21 protein-coding genes are annotated in these 24,030 nt (G+C 40.7%); 6 read left to right on the forward strand and 15 right to left on the reverse strand.

All coding sequences use genetic code 11. From position 1 onward, the window contains the following. Positions 1–127 precede the first annotated feature (127 nt). On the reverse strand, positions 128–706 hold the full coding sequence (locus KS419_RS13210) for a hypothetical protein (protein ID WP_217066878.1): 579 nt from the start codon (positions 704–706) through the stop codon (positions 128–130). Between the two features lie 557 nt (positions 707–1,263). Between KS419_RS13210 and KS419_RS13215 the strand changes: the two genes are divergently transcribed. The 6 genes from KS419_RS13215 (at position 1,264) to KS419_RS13240 (ending at position 7,020) form a co-directional block, all read left to right on the forward strand. Next, on the forward strand, positions 1,264–2,106 hold the full coding sequence (locus KS419_RS13215; protein WP_217066879.1) for an SPFH domain-containing protein: 843 nt from the start codon (positions 1,264–1,266) through the stop codon (positions 2,104–2,106). 13 nt (positions 2,107–2,119) lie between these two features. Then, positions 2,120–2,281: a type II toxin-antitoxin system antitoxin gene (locus KS419_RS13220; protein WP_217066880.1), complete on the forward strand. Its 162-nt coding sequence runs from the start codon at positions 2,120–2,122 to the stop codon at positions 2,279–2,281. Positions 2,282–2,391: 110 nt separating this feature from the next. After that, on the forward strand, positions 2,392–2,613 hold the full coding sequence (locus KS419_RS13225) for a hypothetical protein (protein WP_217066881.1): 222 nt from the start codon (positions 2,392–2,394) through the stop codon (positions 2,611–2,613). A 254-nt stretch (positions 2,614–2,867) separates the two neighbouring features. Further along, entirely contained in the window at positions 2,868–4,175 is a 1,308-nt protein-coding gene (locus KS419_RS13230; RefSeq protein WP_217066882.1) for a hypothetical protein, read from the forward strand. 249 nt (positions 4,176–4,424) lie between these two features. Beyond that, the gene (gene nagZ, locus KS419_RS13235; protein WP_217066883.1) at positions 4,425–6,026 is read left to right on the forward strand and encodes a beta-N-acetylhexosaminidase; all 1,602 of its coding nucleotides are present in this window, start codon (positions 4,425–4,427) and stop codon (positions 6,024–6,026) included. Beyond that, the gene (locus KS419_RS13240) at positions 6,019–7,020 is read left to right on the forward strand and encodes a GNAT family N-acetyltransferase (protein WP_217066884.1); all 1,002 of its coding nucleotides are present in this window, start codon (positions 6,019–6,021) and stop codon (positions 7,018–7,020) included. The genes nagZ and KS419_RS13240 overlap by 8 nt, the downstream gene beginning before the upstream one ends. A 278-nt stretch (positions 7,021–7,298) precedes the next feature. On the opposite strand, the gene KS419_RS13245 is transcribed toward KS419_RS13240, so the two are convergent. The 14 genes from KS419_RS13245 to KS419_RS13310 all read right to left on the reverse strand — a co-directional run bounded on the left by KS419_RS13245 (position 7,299) and on the right by KS419_RS13310 (position 23,980). Further along, positions 7,299–8,627: an alpha amylase family protein gene (locus tag KS419_RS13245; protein ID WP_217066885.1), complete on the reverse strand. Its 1,329-nt coding sequence runs from the start codon at positions 8,625–8,627 to the stop codon at positions 7,299–7,301. 41 nt (positions 8,628–8,668) lie between these two features. Beyond that, entirely contained in the window at positions 8,669–9,394 is a 726-nt protein-coding gene (locus tag KS419_RS13250; protein ID WP_217066886.1) for a helix-turn-helix transcriptional regulator, read from the reverse strand. A gap of 27 nt (positions 9,395–9,421) precedes the next feature. Further along, on the reverse strand, positions 9,422–11,020 hold the full coding sequence (locus tag KS419_RS13255; RefSeq protein ID WP_217066887.1) for a DUF4127 family protein: 1,599 nt from the start codon (positions 11,018–11,020) through the stop codon (positions 9,422–9,424). A gap of 22 nt (positions 11,021–11,042) precedes the next feature. Further along, positions 11,043–11,921, reverse strand: coding sequence for a carbohydrate ABC transporter permease (locus tag KS419_RS13260; RefSeq protein ID WP_217066888.1), 879 nt, complete (start codon positions 11,919–11,921; stop codon positions 11,043–11,045). Between the two features lie 12 nt (positions 11,922–11,933). Next, positions 11,934–12,908 (reverse strand): carbohydrate ABC transporter permease, encoded by a 975-nt coding sequence (locus KS419_RS13265; RefSeq protein ID WP_217066889.1) that lies wholly within the window; start codon positions 12,906–12,908, stop codon positions 11,934–11,936. A 59-nt stretch (positions 12,909–12,967) separates the two neighbouring features. Then, positions 12,968–14,239, reverse strand: coding sequence for an ABC transporter substrate-binding protein (locus tag KS419_RS13270; RefSeq protein ID WP_217066890.1), 1,272 nt, complete (start codon positions 14,237–14,239; stop codon positions 12,968–12,970). A 94-nt stretch (positions 14,240–14,333) separates the two neighbouring features. After that, on the reverse strand, positions 14,334–15,509 hold the full coding sequence (locus tag KS419_RS13275) for an ROK family transcriptional regulator (protein WP_217066891.1): 1,176 nt from the start codon (positions 15,507–15,509) through the stop codon (positions 14,334–14,336). Between the two features lie 3 nt (positions 15,510–15,512). Beyond that, positions 15,513–16,880 carry an FAD-dependent oxidoreductase gene (locus KS419_RS13280; protein ID WP_217066892.1) on the reverse strand — a complete coding sequence of 456 codons (1,368 nt, stop codon included), beginning with the start codon at positions 16,878–16,880 and terminating at the stop codon, positions 15,513–15,515. Positions 16,881–16,884: 4 nt separating this feature from the next. Continuing rightward, positions 16,885–17,583 (reverse strand): hypothetical protein, encoded by a 699-nt coding sequence (locus KS419_RS13285; RefSeq protein WP_217066893.1) that lies wholly within the window; start codon positions 17,581–17,583, stop codon positions 16,885–16,887. Between the two features lie 392 nt (positions 17,584–17,975). Then, complete coding sequence (locus KS419_RS13290) at positions 17,976–19,217, reverse strand: ROK family transcriptional regulator (RefSeq protein ID WP_246594016.1); 1,242 nt, start codon at positions 19,215–19,217, stop codon at positions 17,976–17,978. 390 nt (positions 19,218–19,607) lie between these two features. Continuing rightward, complete coding sequence (locus KS419_RS25520; protein ID WP_217066895.1) at positions 19,608–20,360, reverse strand: GNAT family N-acetyltransferase; 753 nt, start codon at positions 20,358–20,360, stop codon at positions 19,608–19,610. A 71-nt stretch (positions 20,361–20,431) separates the two neighbouring features. After that, positions 20,432–21,391 carry a S16 family serine protease gene (locus tag KS419_RS13300; RefSeq protein ID WP_217066896.1) on the reverse strand — a complete coding sequence of 320 codons (960 nt, stop codon included), beginning with the start codon at positions 21,389–21,391 and terminating at the stop codon, positions 20,432–20,434. 56 nt (positions 21,392–21,447) lie between these two features. Further along, positions 21,448–22,275: an energy-coupling factor transporter transmembrane component T family protein gene (locus KS419_RS13305; protein ID WP_217066897.1), complete on the reverse strand. Its 828-nt coding sequence runs from the start codon at positions 22,273–22,275 to the stop codon at positions 21,448–21,450. After that, positions 22,229–23,980 (reverse strand): ABC transporter ATP-binding protein, encoded by a 1,752-nt coding sequence (locus KS419_RS13310; RefSeq protein WP_217066898.1) that lies wholly within the window; start codon positions 23,978–23,980, stop codon positions 22,229–22,231. Before KS419_RS13310 ends, KS419_RS13305 begins: the two co-directional genes overlap by 47 nt. Positions 23,981–24,030 lie beyond the last annotated feature (50 nt).

The following is a 24,030-nucleotide window of genomic DNA, read 5'->3' on the forward strand; positions in this document are numbered from 1 at the left end:
CGAAAAAAGAGAATAGTATTTAAAGTTTTTTTAAAGATAAAACGTAAATCCCCCAAATCTATAATAAGATTTTGGGGGTTATTTGTTGAATACATTATACTTTTCTAGTGTCTAGTCCTTACAACGTTTATCTAACCATCGGGTGATGTCTGAACTCCCTGTTATTATGATGGCTAGTTGGCTGAGACTTGTTCAGCAGATGAAAAACAATGATAACTGGAATAGCGATATATAAAGCAATAAATAGAATTAATAACGTAGAATCCCCAGAAAAAGCAGATTGCATCATCGAACTTTGATAACTTATCCAATTCTTAAAACTGTTATAGAGTTTGATAGTTGGCCAAATATGAAAGGCACTAACAACAACAGGAATCCAAATGGTATGACTAAACTTCTTAAAATGGAGAAAGAAGACAACTGCAAAACCAGAAACACCCATAAATAGCCAAAACTTAACTTGATTTTCCGGCCCTCCATAATCGATGTATCTTTCTAAGACCGCATAGGAAAAAATAATGATCCATGTAAATAAAAGATTTATTAATAAATTTAGAATCCCAATTTTCTTATTATTACTTACTTTCACAATCTTGCCAATTCCCTTATCTATCACTGGCACAACAGCGCTGGATATTTTAGCTACATATTCTTCATTTCCAGTCTGGTTAGATTGTGCAGTTTCAATATTTTGTGGGGGTTCCACGGTTGTCTGGCCTCGGTCTATTGACGTGTGAGTGGAGTCCAAATGCGGTTGGATAACGCTTTGGTTCACATCCAGCTTGACTGTGGTAAATTTATATCCACAATTTATACAAAAATCAGCCTTTTCCCCCCGCTTCAAACCACATGTAGGACAAAAATTCTCTCTGATTACTTTCCTCCTCTATGATACTATTATTCAATTATTTAAGTTAACTAAATAGAACGAACTAATACTATTATACCAGTTAGAAACAAGAAAAGCGCAAGCGCCTATGGTCACGAGCGTAGGGCGGTGGAGCTAGACAATAAGAAAAGCGCAAGCGCCTATGTATCTTCTTCTACCAGTATTTCACAGAAGAATATTCGTCGACACAAATCGTAGCTTATTCATGAAGAATTGCTCTTTGAACACGAGCGTAGGCAGTGCCTCTTTCTAGAAAAAATGACTAATTTATTGGAACTAATTGAATTTCTTCAAGGGATATTAATTAACAAAATTATACAAAAGTGATATCATAATGATATATAAATAATATTAATGATCAGGAGGGGATTTATTTGAAAGAAACGAAAGCTTTTCAGGTAAACGGATTTATTGGTGTTTTGTTAATCGCTCTTTTTGCCGGTGGTGGCGTATTTATGCTTGTTCAGCAATCACTGCCAATTGCTGTCCCACTGTTGCTCGTTGCTGTGGCATTAGCAAGTGGGATCACCGTTGTTCAGCCAAATCAAGCCATTGTAGTTACTTTCTTTGGAAGGTATTTAGGATCCATACGAGACAGTGGTTTATTCTTAACCGTACCCCTTTCTTACAGGAGAAGCGTCTCTTTGAGGGTAAGGAACTTTAACAGTAAACGACTAAAAGTAAACGATGTTGACGGAAACCCCATTGAAATTGCAGCCGTCATTGTTTTTAAAGTAGTGGATTCAGCCAAAGCTGTTTTCGATGTGGACAATTATGAAGCATTTGTGGAAATCCAAAGCGAAACGGCAATTCGTCATGTGGCGACGAAGTATCCCTATGATACATTTGAAAACGTGGAGTTGACATTGAGGGGAAATGCAGAAGAGGTCTCGAGTGAACTGACCACCGAATTACAGGACCGGCTTGATGTAGCTGGTGTAAAAGTAATTGAAGCACGCCTAACTCACTTAGCTTACTCCACTGAAATCGCTCAGGCAATGCTTCAGCGCCAACAAGCTTCTGCGATCATCTCTGCCCGTAAAAAAATTGTGGAAGGTGCCGTTGGAATGGCACAAATGGCGCTGCAGCAATTAGAAGAGAATAATACGATTGAATTAGATGAGGAAAGGAAAGTTCAAATGGTTAATAATCTCCTCGTTGCCATCGTCTCTGAAAAAGCGACGCAGCCTGTCATCAATACAGGGACATTGTATTAAATGAGTGTTTTAAATGGCTAAGAAAAAAAGTTTTCCACTACGTATGGATCCAGAGCTTTATGAAGTATTGCAAAAATGGGCAGCAGATGATTTCCGTAGCGTGAACAGTCACATCGAATACATTCTTCGGGATGCGGCGAAAAAGGCAGGCAGACTTCCTAAAAAGAAAGACTAAGGTGCCTGTCACTTGTCGAAAAATCACCCTTTATACACGCAACTTGTTACTGACAAGTTGTTGATCCAGTGGTACTATGAAACTATTATATGGAGAAAGGGGTTTCGCCGATGCCTAGATTTGAAATCTGTATGGAATGCGGAAAGAGATTTAATGTGTTGGATGCACGGAGCCTTAGTAAATGTATCGAGTGTGAAGTTGCCGAAGAAAATGATTCTATATTTTACTATGAAACAGAAGTGAACGATGAATTTGAAGAATCTCCTAATAGAGATGACTTTGAATCGGATGATTTTATTCCGGATGATGAATTATTTGAAGATGAGCATTAATGAAACTGATCCTCCAATGTTTGTTGGAGGATTTTTTTGTTTCATTCTATAAACTTAATATCCCAATTTGACACATCTACCATCCTAGTCTCATAGTCCCGTCAACCAATAAACCGTATCGGTTAAACAAGCACTTAGGTCATTCGCTTTATTTCCCTTGTACTTTCATGACCTATCACCCAATCGACACCATTCTTCAAAAAATAGTTAGTATAATCCTCTATGAAAAATAAATTCATGGGAGGAAATCTAATATGCTAAGAAAATCTCTAATGGTCCTTGGTGTTTTTCTGTTCCTTGCAACATCCGTTTATGCAGGATCCAACTTCATTAAGTCAGACATTCCTGAAGAAGTCTATGAAGAAAACAACGCTGATTATACACTGCAGTACAGTATCTACATTGAAAACTATTCAGACGGTTCTATTTATCGAGAAGATCCAGATGGGAGTACCGAGAAATTAGGGAACGTCATTGTCCCTGCCGATAGTACGTACACTGCTTCCGATGGGTTTTGGGCTGCACAATTCTCCCGCTCTATTGATGGCTATGCTGGGAATGTAACGGCAACGGCTGTCAATGCTATGCATCTGCGAGTAGCACCGGATGACTACTATGATCCGGAACAGGCTCAAGAAGGTAGATATGAAGTATGGAAACCACAGCTTATCTCCTTACTACCGGACCGCGAATACAATAAAGCAGGTGTTGGCCCCCACCCTGGTCGTATCTCCACCGATATACCAGGAGGAACAAAACTCTTTGGCGGTATATCATCAGCGTATGTAGGTTCGCCGGTAAAATACCTTAATGATGACGGGGAATGGGTGTCTATCGATTACTTCTATCATGAACATGACGATAATGAGGCCCCAGAAAATATAAAAATCGAAGTCTATAAACCTTCTACGGAAAACGGAAGTCCGAAATCTATCATCTTTGAAAATGAAGTGGGCGGTGACATTACGTTACATTACGAAAATGGGTTTTCCAAACCAATTGCAACGGTACTTCAGCGTGTGGAAGGAACTGGGCGTTTCGGTGGTTCTGAGTATGCTCACACTGGATATGTTCGCGCAAATCACGGGGGAGTTTTAGATTTATCAGTATCTCCTTACGCTGGATTTACGTGGGACATGGAACTGATGGGAGGATTCCAGATCGTTCCTGCCAATCATGCGGTCTATTCACGCTATTTCCTTGATTTAAACTATATCGATCGTCCGCAGTATATGCTCGTGGGACATTTAGGTTCCACTCCTGATAGGCTGTATGACCCTACTTACTATGATGAGGAAGGGTTAGCTTATGACCCTCATTTCGAAGCGGTGGCACCACTTTTCAGTAACTATATAAAACCGAAATATGTTACTACTCACGACCTATTACCAAAACAGGCGAACAGGGACCGCGTTCCTGAGAATCCTGTAAAAGGGCAATCCACACACTTTAAGCTTTCCTATGATGGTGGAGTATCATGGGTTGACCCGGAGCCATTGACTGGTACTTATGATGACAGTTTGATCGATGTCACCCACATCAAACTAGTCTTAAAATATTAGAATTTCTCACTCTGCTTGAACCCCCTTTCCTTTTTGGGGGTTCAAGTTTTCTTTGTTCGCCTAGTCCCCATGTCCATCTAATGTTACTTACAATCTTTTTTCACACGGCTCCAACGACCCTGTTACTACAGTACTCTAATGACTTTTCTTAGCATTATTATTATTCTTTTTCCATGACGGTTGTTTTTGATATCAAAGGAAGGTTTAATGATAGAAACAGCTATTTTGCATACAGGAGGCTATTCGTCTATGACTAAACCAGTAACCTTGAAAGAAAAGACCGGTCAACTGTTTATTCTTTCCGTTCCAAATGAAGAGCTGGATGAGAAATTAAAAACATCCATTCGAGATTATAATATCGGAGGTTTAATTCTGTTTCAGCAGAACTTGCGTGATTTTCAGAAGGTCACCTCTTTTATCCAAGATATTCAAGCCTATGCCAAAGAGGTTGGCCGTCCACCACTCTGGATTTCCATTGATCAGGAAGGGGGAGGGATTGCTTACTTGTGGAAAAATATGGTGGTTTCTCCTGGTAATATGTTGCTTGGCGCCACTGGCAATCCTACTAACGCCTATACTGCACATTTTCATATGGGTGAACAATTACTTAACATTGGCTTTAACATGAACTTCGCCCCTGTGCTCGACATCAACAACAACCCTCTCAATCCTGTTATCGGTGCCCGTTCCTTCGGGGAAAACAAAGAACTTGTCACTGAATTCGGAATACAATCCATCAAAGGGCTACACGACGCCGGCATCCTTGCGTGTGGTAAACATTATCCTGGTCACGGGGATACGGAAATGGACTCCCATTTAAGCCTCCCAACGGTTGATAAGTCTCTGGGAGAGTTAGAGGCTTTTGAACTTTACCCTTTTCATGAATCTATGAACCATGGTTTGGAAGCAGTGATGACGGCACATATTCTTTACCCACAAATTGATCCAGAAAAGCCTGCAACCCTCAGTCCACTCATATTACAAAATATTTTAAGGGATCGCGCAGGGTTTGAAGGTTTGGTCATTACAGACTCCATGGAAATGGAGGCGATCTCCACGTATTTCGGGCGGGAAAAGGGGACGGTTATGGCACTTCATGCCGGGGCAGATATTATATTGGCCTGTGGTGGTGATTACGAGCGCCAGTGGGGAATGATTGATGCTGCTATTCATGCTGTCGAACAAGGTGAACTCCAAGAACAGGTCATCGATACGGCTTATGGGAGAAATAAAGCCTATAAGAAGAAATGGATACGAGAATTATCACAAGACAAGGGTAATGTAAAACTATATGACAGTGATTCTCGACTAAAACAGACCATGGAGGTCATCGCCTCCAAGGGTATAACGGTGGTGCAGGATCCAAAAAACCTCCTTCCTGTTACTTCATCAAGGGACATGAAGCCTTTTGTCATATATCAGACAACGTTCAATGATGAAAACTATATGGGAGATCGGAAGAATGCAGCCCCCTCCATTTTTCCAAAAGAAGTGTATCAGTCATTCGCTGTGCAAGGAAGTGAGCCCACTGACCAAGAGAGTCGGGAGATGGTTGATGCCATTCAATCCAGGCAACCCGTCATTATCCTGCTGAATGAACGGCGTCAGTTAAAACGGAAATGGCGCGTGTTAATGGATCGTCTCGGAAAAAAAACATCGGGATTAATCGTTGCATCGTTATGGAATCCACAATTATTAGAAGCTATTCCCTCAGATAGCACATTCATCGCTTGCTACAGCAACACCGAACACGTGTTAAAGGCGTTGGAGCGGATTCTTCGTGGGGAAGTCATACCAACTGGAAAATCTCCTGTTACGATTTTGGGAAAGGAATCGGACGGGAATGCTTAGTTTATTTTCATTTAAGGAGAGGAATGCACGTTATTGGATTTCAGAACTGGTAGAGGTATGGAATACTAGCATGCCGGTGGAATTTTCCTTGTCAGTGGATCTATTGGAAAGGAATGTCTTCCACTCCCCTTATTTAAATTTGGGAAGGTCTTGTTTATTGCTTGATGATGACGAAAAGGTACAGGGATTTCTAATTGGGAAATCGGATCGTTACGGTGTCCTTCATGGGAAAGATCAACCGAATCGCTTTTGGATTTCTTGTATTGTTGTCCACCCAGATTTCCAAAGGAATGGCTATGGGGGGGAAATGGTGAGAAAGGCATTAGCAGGGGATGATAAGGATGTGCAGAAATTTCAGGAATGTCATGTGGGGACGGACCCCCACCATTTTTTCCCTGGAATCCCAAATGACCTAGATAATGCAAAGACTTTTTTCAAAGGGCACGGGTTTGATGTTAGTGGTGAAGCCTACGATCTAGCTGGTGATTTGGTCAATGGACCAGATAAGCTGATAGTGCATGATGATGCGACGGCATTTGCTGAATATGATGTCCGACGTCTTCATCCAACTGATCAAAGGAACTTGTTTTGCCTTATAGAAGAGAATTTCAGTTTGAGGTGGTTGGTAGATACGAAGTGGAGTCTCCTTTACGAGAAGAATATAACTTCCATGATCGGCCTGTTTCATCACACTAAGCTTATTGGATTTACCCATGTCCATTCTATTGGGGATAGCTTCTGGATTCCAAGTGTCTACTGGGAGAAAGGGGGAAATCCCAATATTGGTGGTTTAGGTCCCGTTGGGATTTCCAAGGAGTATCGCGGGAAAGGACTTGGAGCTCTGTTCATGGGGAAAGCCCTGGGGATTCTTCGGAAAGAAGGGGTCAAAAAAATGGTGATTGATTGGACGATCTTATTGGATTTCTATGGCCAATTTGGTTTTCGTCCATTTCGTAAGTATGTCCATGCACAAAAAATGATTGATGAATCATGACATCTTAAGAAGTTGTAAGAAAAGCGAAAACGCCTAGGCTCACGAGTGTAGGGCAGTGGAGGAATGACAACTAGAAGTCCGCTCTTTGACTTCGGTTGTCATTTCCGAAGTGGCTTAGGGACTGTAAAAGTGGAAAAGCACCACTTTTTCAGTTCCCATGCGAGTAGGCGTTGGAGCTAGACAATGCCCGAAGGTCCAAAACTTTAAATTTTCCTTTAAAAAAAAGGTATCAGATAGGGGATCTGATGCCTTTTTTCACTAGGATATGATTCATAGTATTAGTTTTCATTCACTCTGTGCTTATAACTCCGGACAACATCCCATAAATCCTCATCAAAGTAAACCAAGTCAAATAGCATCAGTCCGTCTGCATTTTTTCCAACGACTTCAAACGCATCCTTAAGCTTACTTCTATCTTTCCTATAGTGGAGAAGATATAACCCTCCATGGAGTTCAGTGACATGATTTGTCAATTCTTTGGCTCTTCTGACTGACCCTTCCACTGTGTTTTCACTTAACTCTTGGGTTAACCGCTCACTTTGATAGATTTTAGGATAATAGCACCCTGCATAAATCCGGTCAACAAATTCTATTAGACTGGTTGTAAGATATTCTTCCTGTTTACAAACACTAGGAACTGGTTGCCAGGAATGAGTAGGTGATGCCCAGTTCAGTCCTTCCTCATGGGCAGTTTCATACCAGGATCCAGTATAGAGGGCAAGTTGGGTGGAAGGGGAAATATGTTGAATACTGCGTCTTACCTTCTTGAAAAAATTTTGAATAACTTTTGCCCGATACATCAACCATTTATGGTACAACGGACCCTCTATCCAACTATTAATTTGACGATCATATCGAAGGATTTGATCCCCCCTCACTTGCTCAATCATCTTCTTATGACTAAGACCAAAGGGTGAATTATTTTCCCCCATTTCGAAACTAGTAATGGAATCAATGGAACTATTAAATGATCCAATCGGACCTCCCGATTTCGAAACAGATTGGTCATGACATGTAAGACATGCAGAAAACTGGGCTAAAGAATATTCACTGAAGTCACTGAAACGGTTTGGGTATCTCGCTCGGTCAAGAATAATCCCAAAGGGAGTATACATGGAAACGACTTCTTCTATAATATTCAATTCGTAGTTCTGAACTTTTGGGTGAGCAGGATTTACAAAGATGGTCTTTTCCGACCCTTTTTCCTCCTTTTGGGAACTGCCTGACAGTCGGTCGCCTAAATAAGAGACATGCCAATCCTCGTTTTCCGCCAACTGTTGTGTTAGTGGAAAATCAATGTGACCTTCTGTAAAGACATCGAGCTTGATCCACAATCGGACACCTTCTTTTAACCCTTTCATCATCAATTCTTTGACGAAATCTCTTCCTGCCCATTGTTCATACCGCCCATCTGGAAAATCCGAAACATGACCACTAAAACGGGACGGAAAAGTGGTGTAACCATAAGGGATTTTTGCATCCACAACAATGTCTGTTACACCACAACTTACCGCCTTCTCAATAATCAATTTCTGTTCCTTTTCTGACTGGAGCACTTTTTGGTTCGCCATAAAATCAATCCAAAGGGTAACCGTTTTAACGTCCATATTCTCCTCCTAAGCTTCTGTTCGTTAATTCAGCAAACCCACTATCGACAAGCAACATCCAATTGTTCTTCCGAGCGTATAAATGCCAACATGTCCCGTGGTGTCATTCCCCAATACTTTCGGAAAACTTTAGTGAAATAACTGACATCGTTGTACGCCAGTTTTTGAGCCACATCTGAAATTCGGTACCCTTCGTTCAACAATGCTTTCGCATGGAGCATTTTTTGCTCCATCACATAGTGGGAAAAGGACTGCCCAACCTCCCGCTTAAATAACCGGCTTAAATAGGAAGAATTCACAAAGACGAGATCGGCTGCTTCCTTCAAAGTAATGTCTTCATAAACTTTCTCAGACACGATATTAATTACCCGTTGAATAAGCTGATTTTGTGGTTTTGAATCTTTTTTTCCGTATTGTACAATTCTCTCGAGTTTTTCAGAAAATATCTCCAACAAATTTTCATGAGAGATTTTGCTCTCATGTTGTTGAGGTAACTCCCCTTCCCCTAATACATCGTGTATATACCATCCTTTTTTTTGAATAAAGGAGATACATAGACTGATTAGATAATAGTATTTTTCCCTCGAATCTATTTCCGTTGAAAAATGGATTGGGGTTTGTTGAATGTAGCTTTTCAATAAAGGGATAACAACTTCCCGATCATAGGATTCAAGGGCAAGCTCCAGCTTTTTTTCCAGTCTTGTAACAACAAAACGTTTTTCCTGATTCTTCACGACCTGGCTACTGCTTCCTTGACTAAGCTTCAACATTTCCTCCTCCTTTTTAAACCACATTCACCTTTCCTGACTAACTTTCACCCGAAGTTCAAACGTCCGATTCCACGGCAATTCACAGATTTCAAACTTCCACGTCCCTCTTTCTTTCTGAACGCCTTCCCTTTTATCGGTGACTGACGAACCGGATACTTCATATTCTCTCAAATGTTCCACCAACTGAGTAAAGTAAGGCTGCATTTCTTCTTTAACAGTCTGATTGACCGTTTCATAATAATTTTCCAGATTCGCCCCATTTATATTGAACTTTTCAGTAATTTCCAGGTTCACTTTTCCCCTCACTTGCGCCTGATATGCCCATTCATCCAATAACCGCTCGGTCATAAAAGCAAGATGTCGTTGATGTAAATTAGTGACATCGGTCGATTGGGTTTCTCGCTGGTTCCTTTGTGCAAAAAGATGAATAATGGAATGAGAAATACACGTTCCTAACGTGTTCCCTGCTGTATTCCATCCTGCATAAGCGGTAAGGGGATAATATAATTTTTCCGTTAGTAAAAAGGACACTAATTCCATATCTGATGCGTTCGGAAAACTAATATCTGCGATACTAACAGCTCGCCCTTCCCTTAAATCATGATCTATGGATTCAATGAAATAAAGTAAGGGGTGACGAGAATTGAAATGTGCTTTTTCTTGAGAAGGATCATTTCCATCTAATGTACCCCCGATTGGAGTATTCACATATAGAACAAGATCCGCATCCCTTACATTATCAGCTACCAGTGCCCCTGCAGCGGTGATATGACTGATCACACTTTCTTCCACAGGGCGATCTTCAAATTTTGCCACTTCCAACTTACCAGATGTGGACCCGTATTTCGGATAGATCTTAAGTTTCTTATTTTCCAAAAATTGTACCATTCTCGCAAGAAGTGTCTGTGTTGCTTCATCCGCTCCAGGATAGACAAGAACTCTCCTTTGAACGTTTAATTCAAAGATTTTTTTCACTAATATTCGCTGTTCTAAAAGGTGCATTCCAATGGCACTCGCATCCTCCTGGGTGATCGCCAGGAAATCGAGAGTTCCATCTGCCACCCAATCAATCATTAATTGATTGATCTGATGATTACGTTCCCTTGCCTGCAAATACTCCTGTAAAACCTCCGATGGGACCTCTGCCTCCATCTCCTTTAGCTCTTTCTCCACTTCTACTTCCTTTAATCTGTGGAGGCGGTCGTATAGTTGAGAGTAACGAAAAATGGACTTCCAATAGGAGAGGAATTGCTTATTTTTCGTTGTGACTGAAATTCGCATTAACACGTTAACACCATAAATAAGGAGGTCAGGATGTTCCTTACGAATCTCTCGGATCACTTGAACAATCTTTTCACATTTGTCAAAATCCCTCTCCATCATCCGTGACGGAATGAGACCGCCATAAGCCAGTTGATCAACGGCTAAAATCAGTCCATCCACCTTTCCGGCAACGGCTTTTAGCCATTGATTGATTCTCTTCACGTCGCCAAAATAGGTGAATTCTCCTAAAATTTCTTTTTCAGGCTGTAATACCTCTACTGCCCCAAACTTTCCAAAGCTTTCGGTAAAGTCATAACAGCAAGGACGATTATCCAGTGGTAAGATAGCTATTTTTTTCATAAGATCCTGATCCTGCCTTCCTTTATTTATCCGATTGTACATTAATATTCATAAAATATTTCTGAGCAAAAATGAAGACGATGATGATTGGGATAGTGACCCAAACCGTAGCAGCCATTAAAGGTCCCCAATCAGTTGTATACTGGGAAGTTTGGAAACTTTGTAAACCGAGCTGAACCGGCATCATACTCTGATCGTTAATAACAATGAGTGGCCAAAAGAAATCATCCCAAATCATGGAGAAAACAAATACCACTAGTGTAGCTGAAGCTGGCTTGATCAACGGGAACATGACACGCCAGAAAATGCCGAACTCGGAACAACCATCAATTCTCGCAGCATCCTCTAAACTCTTTGGTAAGGTTAAGAAAAATTGGCGCATGAGGAATACCCCAAATGGAAATAACAACCTTGGAACGATAAGAGCACTATACGTGTTTAATAATCCCGTTCCTCCACCCCAAAGGTCATTTCCTCCAGCAAATGGAAAATTGACGATAATCAAATATAACGGGATTAACATTACTTCAAACGGAATCATCATGGATGCCAATAATAAAATGAATAGAAAATTCCTTCCCGGAAACTCGAGCCTTGCAAAGGCATACCCTGTTAAAGCACTCAACAGTAAAGAACTAAAAGTGATGACAACAGCAACAAACGTCGTATTTAGGAAAAACCTTTCCCACGGGGCGGCTCTCCAAGCCTGAACATAATGATCAAAGGTGAGCTCATTTGGTATGATCGTTGGTGGATACGAAAACATTTCCGTATTTGGTTTAAAGGAGGTCACCATCATCCATATGAAGGGCCACAGCATGATGACGGCAATCGCAGCCATCAGCAGATAGAGGCCGGTTGTTCTGGAAAACTGTTTTAGATTCTTTTTTTTCTTATTCATGCTCTAGCCTCCTTACAGATCATAGTTAACCTTCTTCTGTGTAAAGAACATATTAATTAATGTTAAGGCGAAGATAATGAAAAACAGAACAAAGGCAATGGCAGATGCATAACCCATTTCATATCTTTCAAACCCGTAAACAAATATTAAATAAACTAGGGTGGTGGTGGAACCTACTGGTCCCCCGGATGTCATGGCATAGATTTCTCCAAACGTTTGGAACGTACTGATCGTTGCCATAACGAATACAAAAAATGTAGTCGGTGCAAGAAGCGGCCAAGTTATTTTCCAAAAGCTTTTCCATCTTCCTGCCCCTTCGATCGATGCAGCTTCGTATAGCGTCTTCGGTATTGACTGCAACCCTGCCAAGAAAATAACCATGTTCCAACCTACACCTTTCCATACACGCATTAAAGCTAACGCTGGAAGGGCTAAGTTAGGATCATTCAGCCAACTTTGCGGATTAAAACCTAACTGAATTAAGGCATAGTTGATTAACCCGTTATTCGAGTCGTATAGCCACATCCAAATCATAGAAGCTGCGATAATGGAGGTGACAACAGGCACGTAATACGATGCCCGAAAAAAATTCATCCCTTTTATTTTTCGATTCACTAATACAGCGAGACATAAAGAAATGGAGATATTTAACGGAATAACCATTAAAGCATAATAGGTCGTATTCCAAAGGGCATTTCGAAACGCCCCATCATTCACTAATCTCGTGTAATTATCTACACCGATAAATTCCCCTGGTGTGAAAATGGTATAGCTTGTAAAACTTAAATAAAATGCCCAGATAACAGGAATGAACAAAAAGACAACAAACAATAAATAGGCAGGAGCGATAAAGGAATACCCTGCAATAGCTCGCTTTCTATTTTGCTTACTTGCCCAAAACGCCCGCTGCTTCTGAAGAAATGTTTTTCTCGGAGGCGGGGGAGTGGAAGACACTGTCAATGGACTGTTAGATTGATTATTTGCCATCTGTGAATCACCCTAATTGATGAATTTATAGGGGGAATTACTTCCCCCTACTTAACCTTTTATCGATTTAACTCTTCGTTTATTTCTAGTTCCGCTTTTTCCACAGCTTCCTGAGGTGTTAGTTGACCATAAATGGCTTCCTCCACACTTGATGCAACGATATCACGGATGGCCGTCCATCGAGGTACGTTTGGATTGGCTTTTCCATCCACTTCATTTGTCAATTGTACAAACTCAGAAAATAGTCGATCTTCTTGAACGAAATCAGCATCCGCTACAGATAATCTTACAGGCAAGAATTTTAATTCTGCAGATACTTTTTCAATGTTTTCCTGATTACCGATGAAAGACATTAATTCCCATGCCTCATCTTTATGATCGGAATTGGCATTCATAAAGAATCCGGATGATCCTACTAATGTCGTTGTTCCTTCAAGTCCACGTGGTGGCGGTGCCACTTTCACGTGATCATAGGCATCTGGTGTATACGCAAGAATTTGCTCAATGGCCCATACTCCATCAAAAGTGAAGGCCACTTCTCCCGTACCTAATGGATGTTGATCCCCTTGACCATCCATTCCGGCGATTGGTGTTAAATCATTTTCAAAGAATCCTTTATAAAATTCGATGGCTTTAATTGCTTCTTCGGAATTAATAGCGGCTTCCGAAAAGTCTTCACTTAAGATGTCTCCCCCATTGGACCACAGGAACGCACTCCATACTTGCTGAAGATCATTTCCTTCTGTCGGTAATGTGGTTGCTGCTCTTAAGAAGCGGGATCCATCTTTTTCCACAAACGCTTCACTAACTTCAAGCAATTCATCTAAAGTCTCCGGAATCTCTACCCCAGCCTCTTGAAAAATATCTTCCCGGTAGAACATCATACGGTTTGCCCCTTGAATAGGAACAACGTAGTACTCCCCTTCCACAGAACCAGCTTCTAAGTATCCAGGGTTAAAATCGGAGTAATCGTCCCAACCGTCAAAATAAGCATCTAACGGTTCAATCTGACCTCCGTCAGCAAATCCTGCCGCCGCTGCTGCCCCGTGCATAAATACATCAGGTCCAACACCACCTGCTAATGCTGTACTAAGCTTCTGATCCAGTTCACCCCAAGGCTCAAACTGCACATTTGCTGTAATTCCTTCTGATTCATACTGCTCATTAAAATCGTCGATGATCGAACTGAATGTTTCCTGTATTTGCGCACTATTACCTGCAACCCATATGGTTAATTCTGCGGATCCATCACCGGAAGCATCATCGTCTCCTCCACACGCTGTAACAATCAACATGGTAAGTACTAGTAAAGCTAACATCCACTTTTTCACAATTAATCCCCCTTATCATTTTTCGTCGGTTGCGACACTCAGCATTTAATTGCATTTCCTGTGAACATCACCCCTTTAAAAGACTTCTAGTTTGTTATTTAATTAAACGTCTAATAGCTTCATCTCGAGCTATGACTAGGCTTCCATGGAGCCCCACATGCTCCACTTCTTCGGAAACTTTCATCTCTATTGGAAATGGGTATAATGTGTATACATCATTCTTAATTTTCGGAAAAAGATAATTAGATAAGGCCATTAGTTCCCCTCCCACAACGACTAGTTGTGGATTTAACAGGGCTGATACATTTGCTATCATGACAGCGATATGACGGGAAATTTTATTTACTGCTTGTTCCACAAAGGGATCACCTTTAGACAGGAGATCTTGTACCCGTTGGAGGAACTGTTCATCCTCTTCCTCATTGATCGGTGGTGACGAATTCGGCTGATTCCCAGCAACTTCTTGCTTAAATGTCTCCAGCGAAAGGAGTGCTTCATAATAACTCAAGTGCTGTTGGGAGATGGAAGATGACATCAAAGCCACTTCTCCAGCCCCGCCAAATGAACCTTTATAGAGTTGTCCCCCAATGATCAATCCTGAACCTAATCCCCTGCCGACACTGATAAAAACCATATTTTCCGTTCGTTCATATTTTTTCAAGTTTTTATATTCCGCTAGTGCAGCTACATTAATATCATTTTCAATGACGACTGGAACATTTAATCGTTCCTGTAAGATAAGTGCTGGATTCGTATCCTGCCAATGTATCTGCTCAGGATCAATTCGAATATGTCGGTGATTCATCATAATTCCTGGAGATGCAATCGTGATCGCTAGGATGGAGGACAGTTCCATGCCTTCCCTCTTTAACACTTTGTAAATATGTTCTTCAATCATATTAATCAAGTCATGCCCAACCACATTCCTTGTTTTTTCTCCCTTTGTAATAACATGCGGAATTCCTGATAAGTCACTGAGGGCACTGATGATTTGGCCTTTACTGAGATCTATTCCTAGTATGTAGCCATATTTTGAATTAAATTGAAGCATAATTGGTTTTCTTCCTGCAACAGATTTTCCGGGCCCCCATTCCCGTAAGATCCCTGATCGGAGGAGGGGTTCCACATTGCTTGAGATACTAGGTGCACTGATATTCAAGCTTTTCGATAAATCCGCACGGGAAATCTGTTTCTTTTTAATGATTTCATCGAGAATTAAGTTTTGGTTATGAATTCTAACAAAACTTTGATCTCCACCTTTTTTTATCATGCCTTAGCTCTCCTCAACTTCGTTTTCAGATAAATAGCACCCTTGCTTTCTCAGTGATTCCTGCAAACTTTTGATATCTACTTCTCGGGGCAAAACGCCTGCTTTCGCCGCCATTGCAGCTGCAGTCCCTGCGGCCTGGCCAACGAGCATTGCAGTTGGAGTAACTCTAGCTGATGCCAATGCCTCATGTGTGGCTGACAAACACCTTCCTGCCACTAACAGGTTTCGTACTTTATTATTTAATATAGATCGATACGGAATATCATAGATTGTACCCGGTTCCATTTCGATCACATTTAATTCATCCCCGTCCGGAGCATGGATATCAATTGGATATGATCCTAGTGCAATACAATCCTCAAATTTTTTCCCATTAATAAGATCTTCCCCTGTTAAGATGTATTCCCCAATAATCCTTCTGGATTCCCGAACTCCTATCTGGGTTCCACAATTGATTAAAATAGACTCTTTAAAACCTGGTATATACTCTTGAAGGAATTGAACGACTTCCATGACTTGTCTTCGACTAATCACTTCCGCCTGACTTAATGCCTGGCCATCTGTTGCATCGTATCTGATTACCCTGGTCATATTTACACTAATTTCCCCTTCATTTGGAAGTTCGAAAAACAATACTCGATCCCGTTCCACCTTAAGGTTTCCATCCTTCTTGCCCTTTTCCACTAGTTTAAAAAAACCAGAGACGGCTACAAAAGGGGCATCTTCCCATTCATCTGCCAGGACAAAGTCATCCACATTCTCTTTCATGTAGGCTTTCACTTGCTCCAGGTCCACTTTTCCCATTCGAAACATCATACTCATGGGCTGGGCCAATCCATCTTTTGGACGCCCCTTTTCGTAAGGAACACCTGAATAATGAACAACATCACCATCCCCTGTACAATCAACGAAGGCCTTGCCTTCCACCTGAAAATGACCAGATTTATTATATAAGTGAAGCGCTTCCAAATTTGAATCTGTCCCTAGTTGAACTCCTGTAACCACTGTATGAAGCTGGAGGTGTACTCCGCTTTCTTCTACCATTTCTTGATAGACGAATTTTAATTTTTCCACATCAACTGGTGTGACAGTAGGCACAAAACCAATCATATCTTTCACATGACCAGGGGTTCCGCCAATCTTTTTTAATCGCTGAATCGCCTCTTCGCCGAGACCCTTGGCAATTTGCTTTTCTCCTGCGTGGAAGGTCTGCAAAGGTCCAACTAGTGCATTGGTAGCCATTCCCCCAAGAAATCCATATCGTTCAACAAGCATGGTTTTTGCTCCAGATCGTGCAGCGGCGATGGCTGCCATAATTCCTGATGGACCTCCCCCTGCAACAACAACATCAAATTTTTCCTCTCGTTTCATTAAATCACTTCCTTAAATCCAGAATTTTTTCTTTGAACGCTTTCGTAGTCTCGTAGATACCATCTGGATTTTTCCCTGTAACGACTGCGCCGATCATAAGTCCATGAACTCCTATTTGATAGAGTGGTTTCAAGTCCTCGATACTCACCTTCTTCTGTGTTGGAATGACAATTGGCTGATTTACTTGTTGTAGTAAGTGTTGATAATGGAGTATGTCTTGGATTGTTAAAGGTGTTCCATAATGTGATGGTTCCATAATGGACGCCTCGAGGATTTGAATATCTGCTTGCTGAAAAGCCTGGAGTTCATGCTGTTTATATTCATTTGATATGGCAATCATTTTTTCTAAATGATTGTCCCCCAATAACCAAGCTGGTGCAGTATGGCCATAAATGGATAAAAACTGAAAACCAACTTTTTTTAACCTCTGAATGTCTATTTCGGTTACTTTCTCAGGGGAATCTCCTGGAACTATTCCCATTGGCCCTTTAAAGGCTTTATTCATAGATTCAAAAAATTCTTGATTTTCATCAAATGTTCCAAAGGTATTCCCACTTGCCCGATGTTCCACATTCATATGTACTTTTAAAACATCAGCTCCACCTTCAATTGCAGCTCTTACATGTTCCATCGAATTGACTGGAAGACTGACAATAATATTCATAGGTTGTTCTGACAGCAATGATGTAAAACTCTTTGTCAATTTCCTCACCTCTCGATCCCATCTATTTTGGATTTATTCCCTAGTTGTTCGTTTCTTTTAATTAGTTAACTAAACTAATTTATATCTTTCACTTAGTAAAACACGATATATTTAAATTTTCAATCAATTGTCCCAGATAGGTAATAAAATTACCATTTTACCACTTTGATACATTAAATTGCGGAAACCCAAGTCATTTTTTTACTATAGTTTCGAATAATTACTGACATCATCATATATGATCGGGACATACCTGTTCCCGAAAGGGGTTATCGTTTGTAAAGTTTACTAACAAATAAATGGTATTATTCCTACCTTTATTTTACAAACCTTATTAAAATGGTGATAATGTAGTTTGAGCGTACCTGTTGATAACTAGCAACTGATCATGTTCATCTAATTTTGATATCCTGCATGAAATTAATATCGGGGAGAAGGGAATTTAAAGATAGTATGGCAATTCCACTTAATGCAGCATCATCAAAAAGATTTGAGACTTCCAGATCCACGGCATGCTGAGTGAAGGTATGCCGGTTCACCTTCTCCTTCACTTTTTCCAGAAAAACATCTGCAGAACGGGAGAGTCCCCCTGTGAGAACTATTTTTTCCGGGTTGACCGTGACAATTAGATTCAAGATGGTAAGGCATAAGTAATCAATAAATTCATCCACAAGTTCCTCCGCTATTGGTTCCCCTTCTTTTGCCATCTGAAAAATCTGTTTGGCAGTTACTTGTTCGTGGTTACTCTTCGGGTCTTTGTTCCCATCTGAAGGAGATGTGTTTGATTTAGACTGTTCCATCTGCCGTCTTTTGTCATATTGTTTCGGAAGGCCGGAACCTGATATTAAGGATTCTAAACATCCCTCTTTTCCCCAATCTTGGTTCAATTGCTCTCGGTTAAATAGAAAATAACCCACTTCCCCTGCTCCGTTCCCTGCGCCACGAATGATATGTCCATCAATTAGCAAGGCAGAGCCCACACCAGTTCCGAGGGAAAGAAGAACTGCACTCTTTACACCCTGGCATTTCCCTTTCCAGAACTCTCCAATAAGAGCAGAACGAACATCATTTTCAACAAATGTAGGTACATCAAAAATTTTTTCAATTTCTTTACTGAGGTTAAGACTATCCCACTCTGGCAAGTTTGGTGACCCTTCCACCACAATCCCATTTTTATAATCGATGATCCCCGGACTTGCAATTCCTATCGCCAGAAGTTTTTCATCAGCCACTTTGTGCTTTCTCATAAATTTTAAAAGGCTATTTCCCAACAAATGTATAAATTCATTGCTATTATCCACTTCATAGGTTGGAAATGTCTCTTTCTCCATGATGTCACCGTTAAAGTCAAATAGACCTAAAGATATTTTAGTTCCACCAAGATCTACTCCCAGTGTATATCCATAGGATCGGTTAAATTCCAAACCGATTCCCTTTCTTCCAAGGGCACTATTTTCAGTACCAGCTTCATAAATGACATTATCTTCTAGTAGGTCATTCACAATTTGTGACACCGACGCACGTGTCAGGTTCGTTTTTGAGGCAATCTGTGCCCGTGAAATCCTTCCGTGTTCACGGACGATGTTTAATACTAACGATTTATTCATCACTCTTAATTTGTGAGGTACATTCATGATCATCTCTCCTATAAAGTTGGTTTTGAAGTGTATTACTATTGTGTTATTAGGTTGTGGTGGTTGATTCGTCGTTCTGTAGTCAACTCGTTCTTGATTGGGTAGGTGATCTTCCTATAGCAGCTTGTTAGTTTAATAGTTGTTGGGTTATAAGTATCGTGCTTTGAACTTGGTAATTTATTTGTTTCGAATACAAATAAACCACTTTTGTTTGTATTGTAAACAAACAAAAGTGGTTTTGTAAATGTAATTATATGACCTTTTGGAGTTGATAGTAACGATGCTATTTGATTCTTTGATCTTATTGGCATAGGTTGGTTCGGAGGTGAAATCCAGCTACTTGCGCTTGTTTCACCACCTATCCAAAAGGAGATGTTGAGTCAACCTACACTAAAAAGTTCGCAACACTTCATATCTTAAACCAACATACTGATAGTTCTGCTTTTGATACATTTCTCTTGGAGTATCTTCTCCATCTGCGATTAAAATGACTATTTTTTCCGGATAATTACTCATCACAAATTGCTGCAAGGCGCTTCCGATCCCCTTTTTTTGAAACTCGTCATCCACATGGAGATCGTCGATTTCAACTGTATCATCCGATTGAATTAAATGAACGTATCCAGCTGGTTCCCCTTCATAATACGCCAAAACCTTAACGTGCTTAGTATCCTTTAACTGCCTCTTGAGAAGTTCTCGTTTCTGGTCTGCGTAGTTTTTTCCATAGTCTAGACTATGTTTATAATTAAGGTCCAAAAAAGCTGTTTCATTATCTTCCGATACCACCTGAACATTAATTGACAAATTTGGATTTATCTCTGGAAATCCAGATGGGCGAATTCCGTATAATTCCATAAAGTCCAGTTCATACCCATTGGAAGTCAAATATATTTCCAGATTTGAATCTGGTTTTTCACCATCGGGAAAATAAAATTTCACGTGATCTTGCCCATGGGCCTGATGAAAATTTATTAAGTACTCTTCGGCCTCTTTAAATTCTGGAACCGACGGCATTTTCTTAAACTCAATGTAGTTGGCATCGTACATAACCAACATTTCAGGGAAGTGAAATTGCCTGTACAATTCGGTTTCCTTTACGACATTGCCAAGTGTATGAAGGTTTCCAAAGGAAAGATTATCCACTTATCCTCACTCCCCATTAATTGATTTTATCTATACATATTAATACACCTATCACAGCCAACTCTTCACTCTTATGGATAAAAATCTTTATTCAACTGGAGAATCGCTTCCACTGCTTCGTCAATATGGGTTGCACTAATAATTTCAATGGAAAGTCCGTATTCCTGTTTAGCATATTCCGCCTCTGCCACATTCCATTCGGGTACAATGATGACGGATAAATCACTCAACTCAGAAATAAGCGTTTTTTCCATAACCATTCCCACTGGTCCCACTTCTCCTCCTGGCTCCAGAGTTCCAGTAACCCCAATCGCAGTTTTATTTTCAAGCTCCCCTCGGTACACCATTGCCGTCAAACCAAGGGCTAATCCAGCACTATTTCCATCCAAATTTTCCCGTTGTAAAAAAGAAGTAATTTCATCAATATCATCCACGATATGTTCTCGGACATTTTCCCCCATAACTTGAAACGTACTCTTCCGTGAAAATAGGAGGTCTATTAAGTATTCCATTTTACTATTGAAGCGGTCCTTATTCGTAACTTCATATACTTCAAGAACTTCAATACCGTCTTTTTTCAAACCTTCCACAAGCCATTCCCGATCTTCAATATAATAAATATCGCTCGTGTTTACGGCAAGAATGTGAATTCCTGAATCACCGAGCAGATCTTCCGGTTCATAATAGGAACTGACATGATAGGTGTGACTCTCAAACTGTAAGATTGGGAGCTCGAAGATCAGAAAGGCAGCCAGAAGAATCAATACTATCGTTCCTGCCAATCTCCGATTTTTCCTTTTCCGCTGGAGGATGAGAAATACAATGGTAATCGAGGAAAAAAAGAGTATTGCTCCTACGAAAACAAATCCGCCAATCCAATCGAAAAAATACATAAACCATAACAAACCGTAGATGATGGTGGCACCAGTTATAGCATACAAAATGGCAAGCTTGTGGTTGAGTCTATCGAGCTCACGTTTCAATTCCAATTCTATACTAGTTTCTGAGTCAATTATTCTCTCATGTTCCATTCCATTCTCCTTAAGTTACGATATGATTAATACAACTGGTTTAATTTCCTTCTATATTAAACGAACGGATTATAGAATCGGTTCCCATCATTAAATGTGATGACTAAGGAAACTACCAGCAGTATGAGAAGTAGTCCTAGTGCCACAAAGTCTCTGGCTTGGAATGGACGATATCCATACCACGTCCGTTTCTTATTTTTTCCGAAACCGCGAAGGTCCATTACATTACTGATAACATCGATCCGTTCCATACTTAAAAAGATAAGTGGTGTAAAGATACTTGCGGCATTCTTTATTCTAGTAGCCAATTTCTCTTTTTTCGACAAATCAATGCCCCTTGCCTGTTGAGCGACGGCGATGGTCTTATAATCCCGCTGCACGTCTGGAATGTAGCGAAGGGCAATGGCCACTGCGTATGATATGCGGTAACTTACCCCGATTCGATTCAGGGATGAGGCAAACTCACTTGGATTAGTAGTAATGATAAAGAGCAGTGCCGTTGGAATCACCACAAAATATTTTAACGTAATATTCAATTGATAGAATAATTGCTCAAGAGTCAAATCATAGTTTCCAGGAAGGGTCAAGATAGCCGTCTGCGTGCCGTAAATTTCTGCCCCCTGCTGTGGTGCGAAGAGATAGATTGCGATATTGTTCAATAATAAAAAGAACAAAATTAAAATTAAGACGAATGATACTTCCCGAATCTTCACTTTCGAAATCTGAAAGATCACGAGACTTGCCAGGAACATAAAAACGAGGACACGAGTATCGTATGTTAACATCGCAGCAGTGGACCACATAACGAAACACAATAATTTGGTAGCCCCTGTAAGATTATGAATCGGAGATTTCCGTTCGATGTACGACAGCATTTCTGCCATGTTCCCTCACCTCCCGATCATAATCAATAAACCGTTGGACAAATTCCTTTGGCTTTTCCAATCCTGCTTTTACTGCCAATTCAAACAAAGAAGTTTCCTTTAAATTTGCTTTTGAAATTACTTCCAGGTCAGTAATCACATTTACAGCTGTATCATCGGCAATTTTTTCCCCATTAGCAATTACGATAGCCCTCGGGGTGTATTCCTGCATGAGGTGCATATCATGGGTAATCATGATTATCGTAACCCCAAGCTGATTTAATTCCACAATGAACTCCATAATTTCAGTATAATGACGGAAATCCTGCCCTGCCGTAGGTTCATCAAGGATTAGCACTTCCGGTTCCATTACCAGAATGGAAGCAATTGTGACCCGTTTTTTCTGCCCAAAGCTCAACGCAGTGATGGGCCAATTTCGGAATGGGTAGAGACCGCAAATACGCAGCGTCTTCTCCACACGCTCCCTCACTTCTTCCTCTGCAATCCCTTCGATCCTAAGTCCAAAGGCCACTTCATCAAAAATCATGTGCTTAGATATCATGTGATTAGGGTTTTGCATCACCATCCCGATACGTTTCGCCCGCTCTTTGATTGTTTCCTTCGTGATGTCTTTTCCATCCATCAGGATAGTACCTGAATCAGGCTTTTCAAAGGCACAAATAAGTTTGGATAAGGTGGATTTCCCTGCACCATTTTTCCCAACGATACTAACCATTTCCCCTTTACTTATGGAGAATGAAATTTGTTTCAACGTCTTCGTGTCTGCGGAGGCATAGGTAAAATCGATATTTTTCAGTTCTAAAACTGGTGTTTCCATTTTTGGCGGTATAGGTGGAGGGCTTTCCTTAAACCAGTTCTTGATACGTTCACGGCATTTTTCCAAAACAAGGTTGTCCAAATGCTCTGGTTGCATTTCCTCGGTAATCGAGCAACCGGCATATTTAAGTGCCTTCACATACAATGGTTCCCTAATGTTATTTTCCTCTAAAACGGTTGTTGTTAACAGCTCCGCCGGTGTCGCTTCAATGACCACTTTTCCCTTGTTTACCACAATAATTCGATCAACATGTGACGCCAGAACATCTTCTAATCGGTGTTCAATGATAATAATAGTTGTATTCGTTTCCCGTTGGATGCGGTCGATGAGATGGATCGCATGCTTTCCAGTGGCAGGGTCAAGATTTGCTAATGGTTCATCAAACAGAAGGATGTCCACATCATCCACCATGACTCCTGCAAGGGCAACCCGTTGCTTCTGCCCACCGGATAGTTGGTGTACGGATGCAGTAAGATGATTAGCCATGTCCACCATTTTAGACACTTCTTTCACTCTGCCGACCATTTTTTCTTGAGATGCACAATTATTCTCCAGGGCGAAGGCAATATCTTCCCCGACAGTTATACCCACAAACTGACCGTCCGGGTCTTGCAGGACAGTGCCCACTAATTGAGACCTGTCAAAGATATTTTGGTTAGTTACTTCCTCTCCCTTAATCCTTAAGGTTCCAGTTACCTCTCCCTTGTAAGAATTGGGAATGAGGCCGTTAATAATGTGGCCGAGGGTGCTTTTCCCTGAACCAGACGGACCACATATTAACACTTTCTCTCCTTCATAGATTGAGAGATTAATATCGTGTAAAGTGGGAGACACCTGTGTTCTGTATTTAAAACTATAATTCTGGAATTCTATAATTGGATTTTTCATTCAAATATACCCCACTTTTTGTCGAACAATTAGGAATCTTAGTTATCTAT

It is taken from the genome of Evansella tamaricis (assembly GCF_019042215.1).
Classification (GTDB): domain Bacteria; phylum Bacillota; class Bacilli; order Bacillales; family Salisediminibacteriaceae; genus Evansella; species Evansella tamaricis.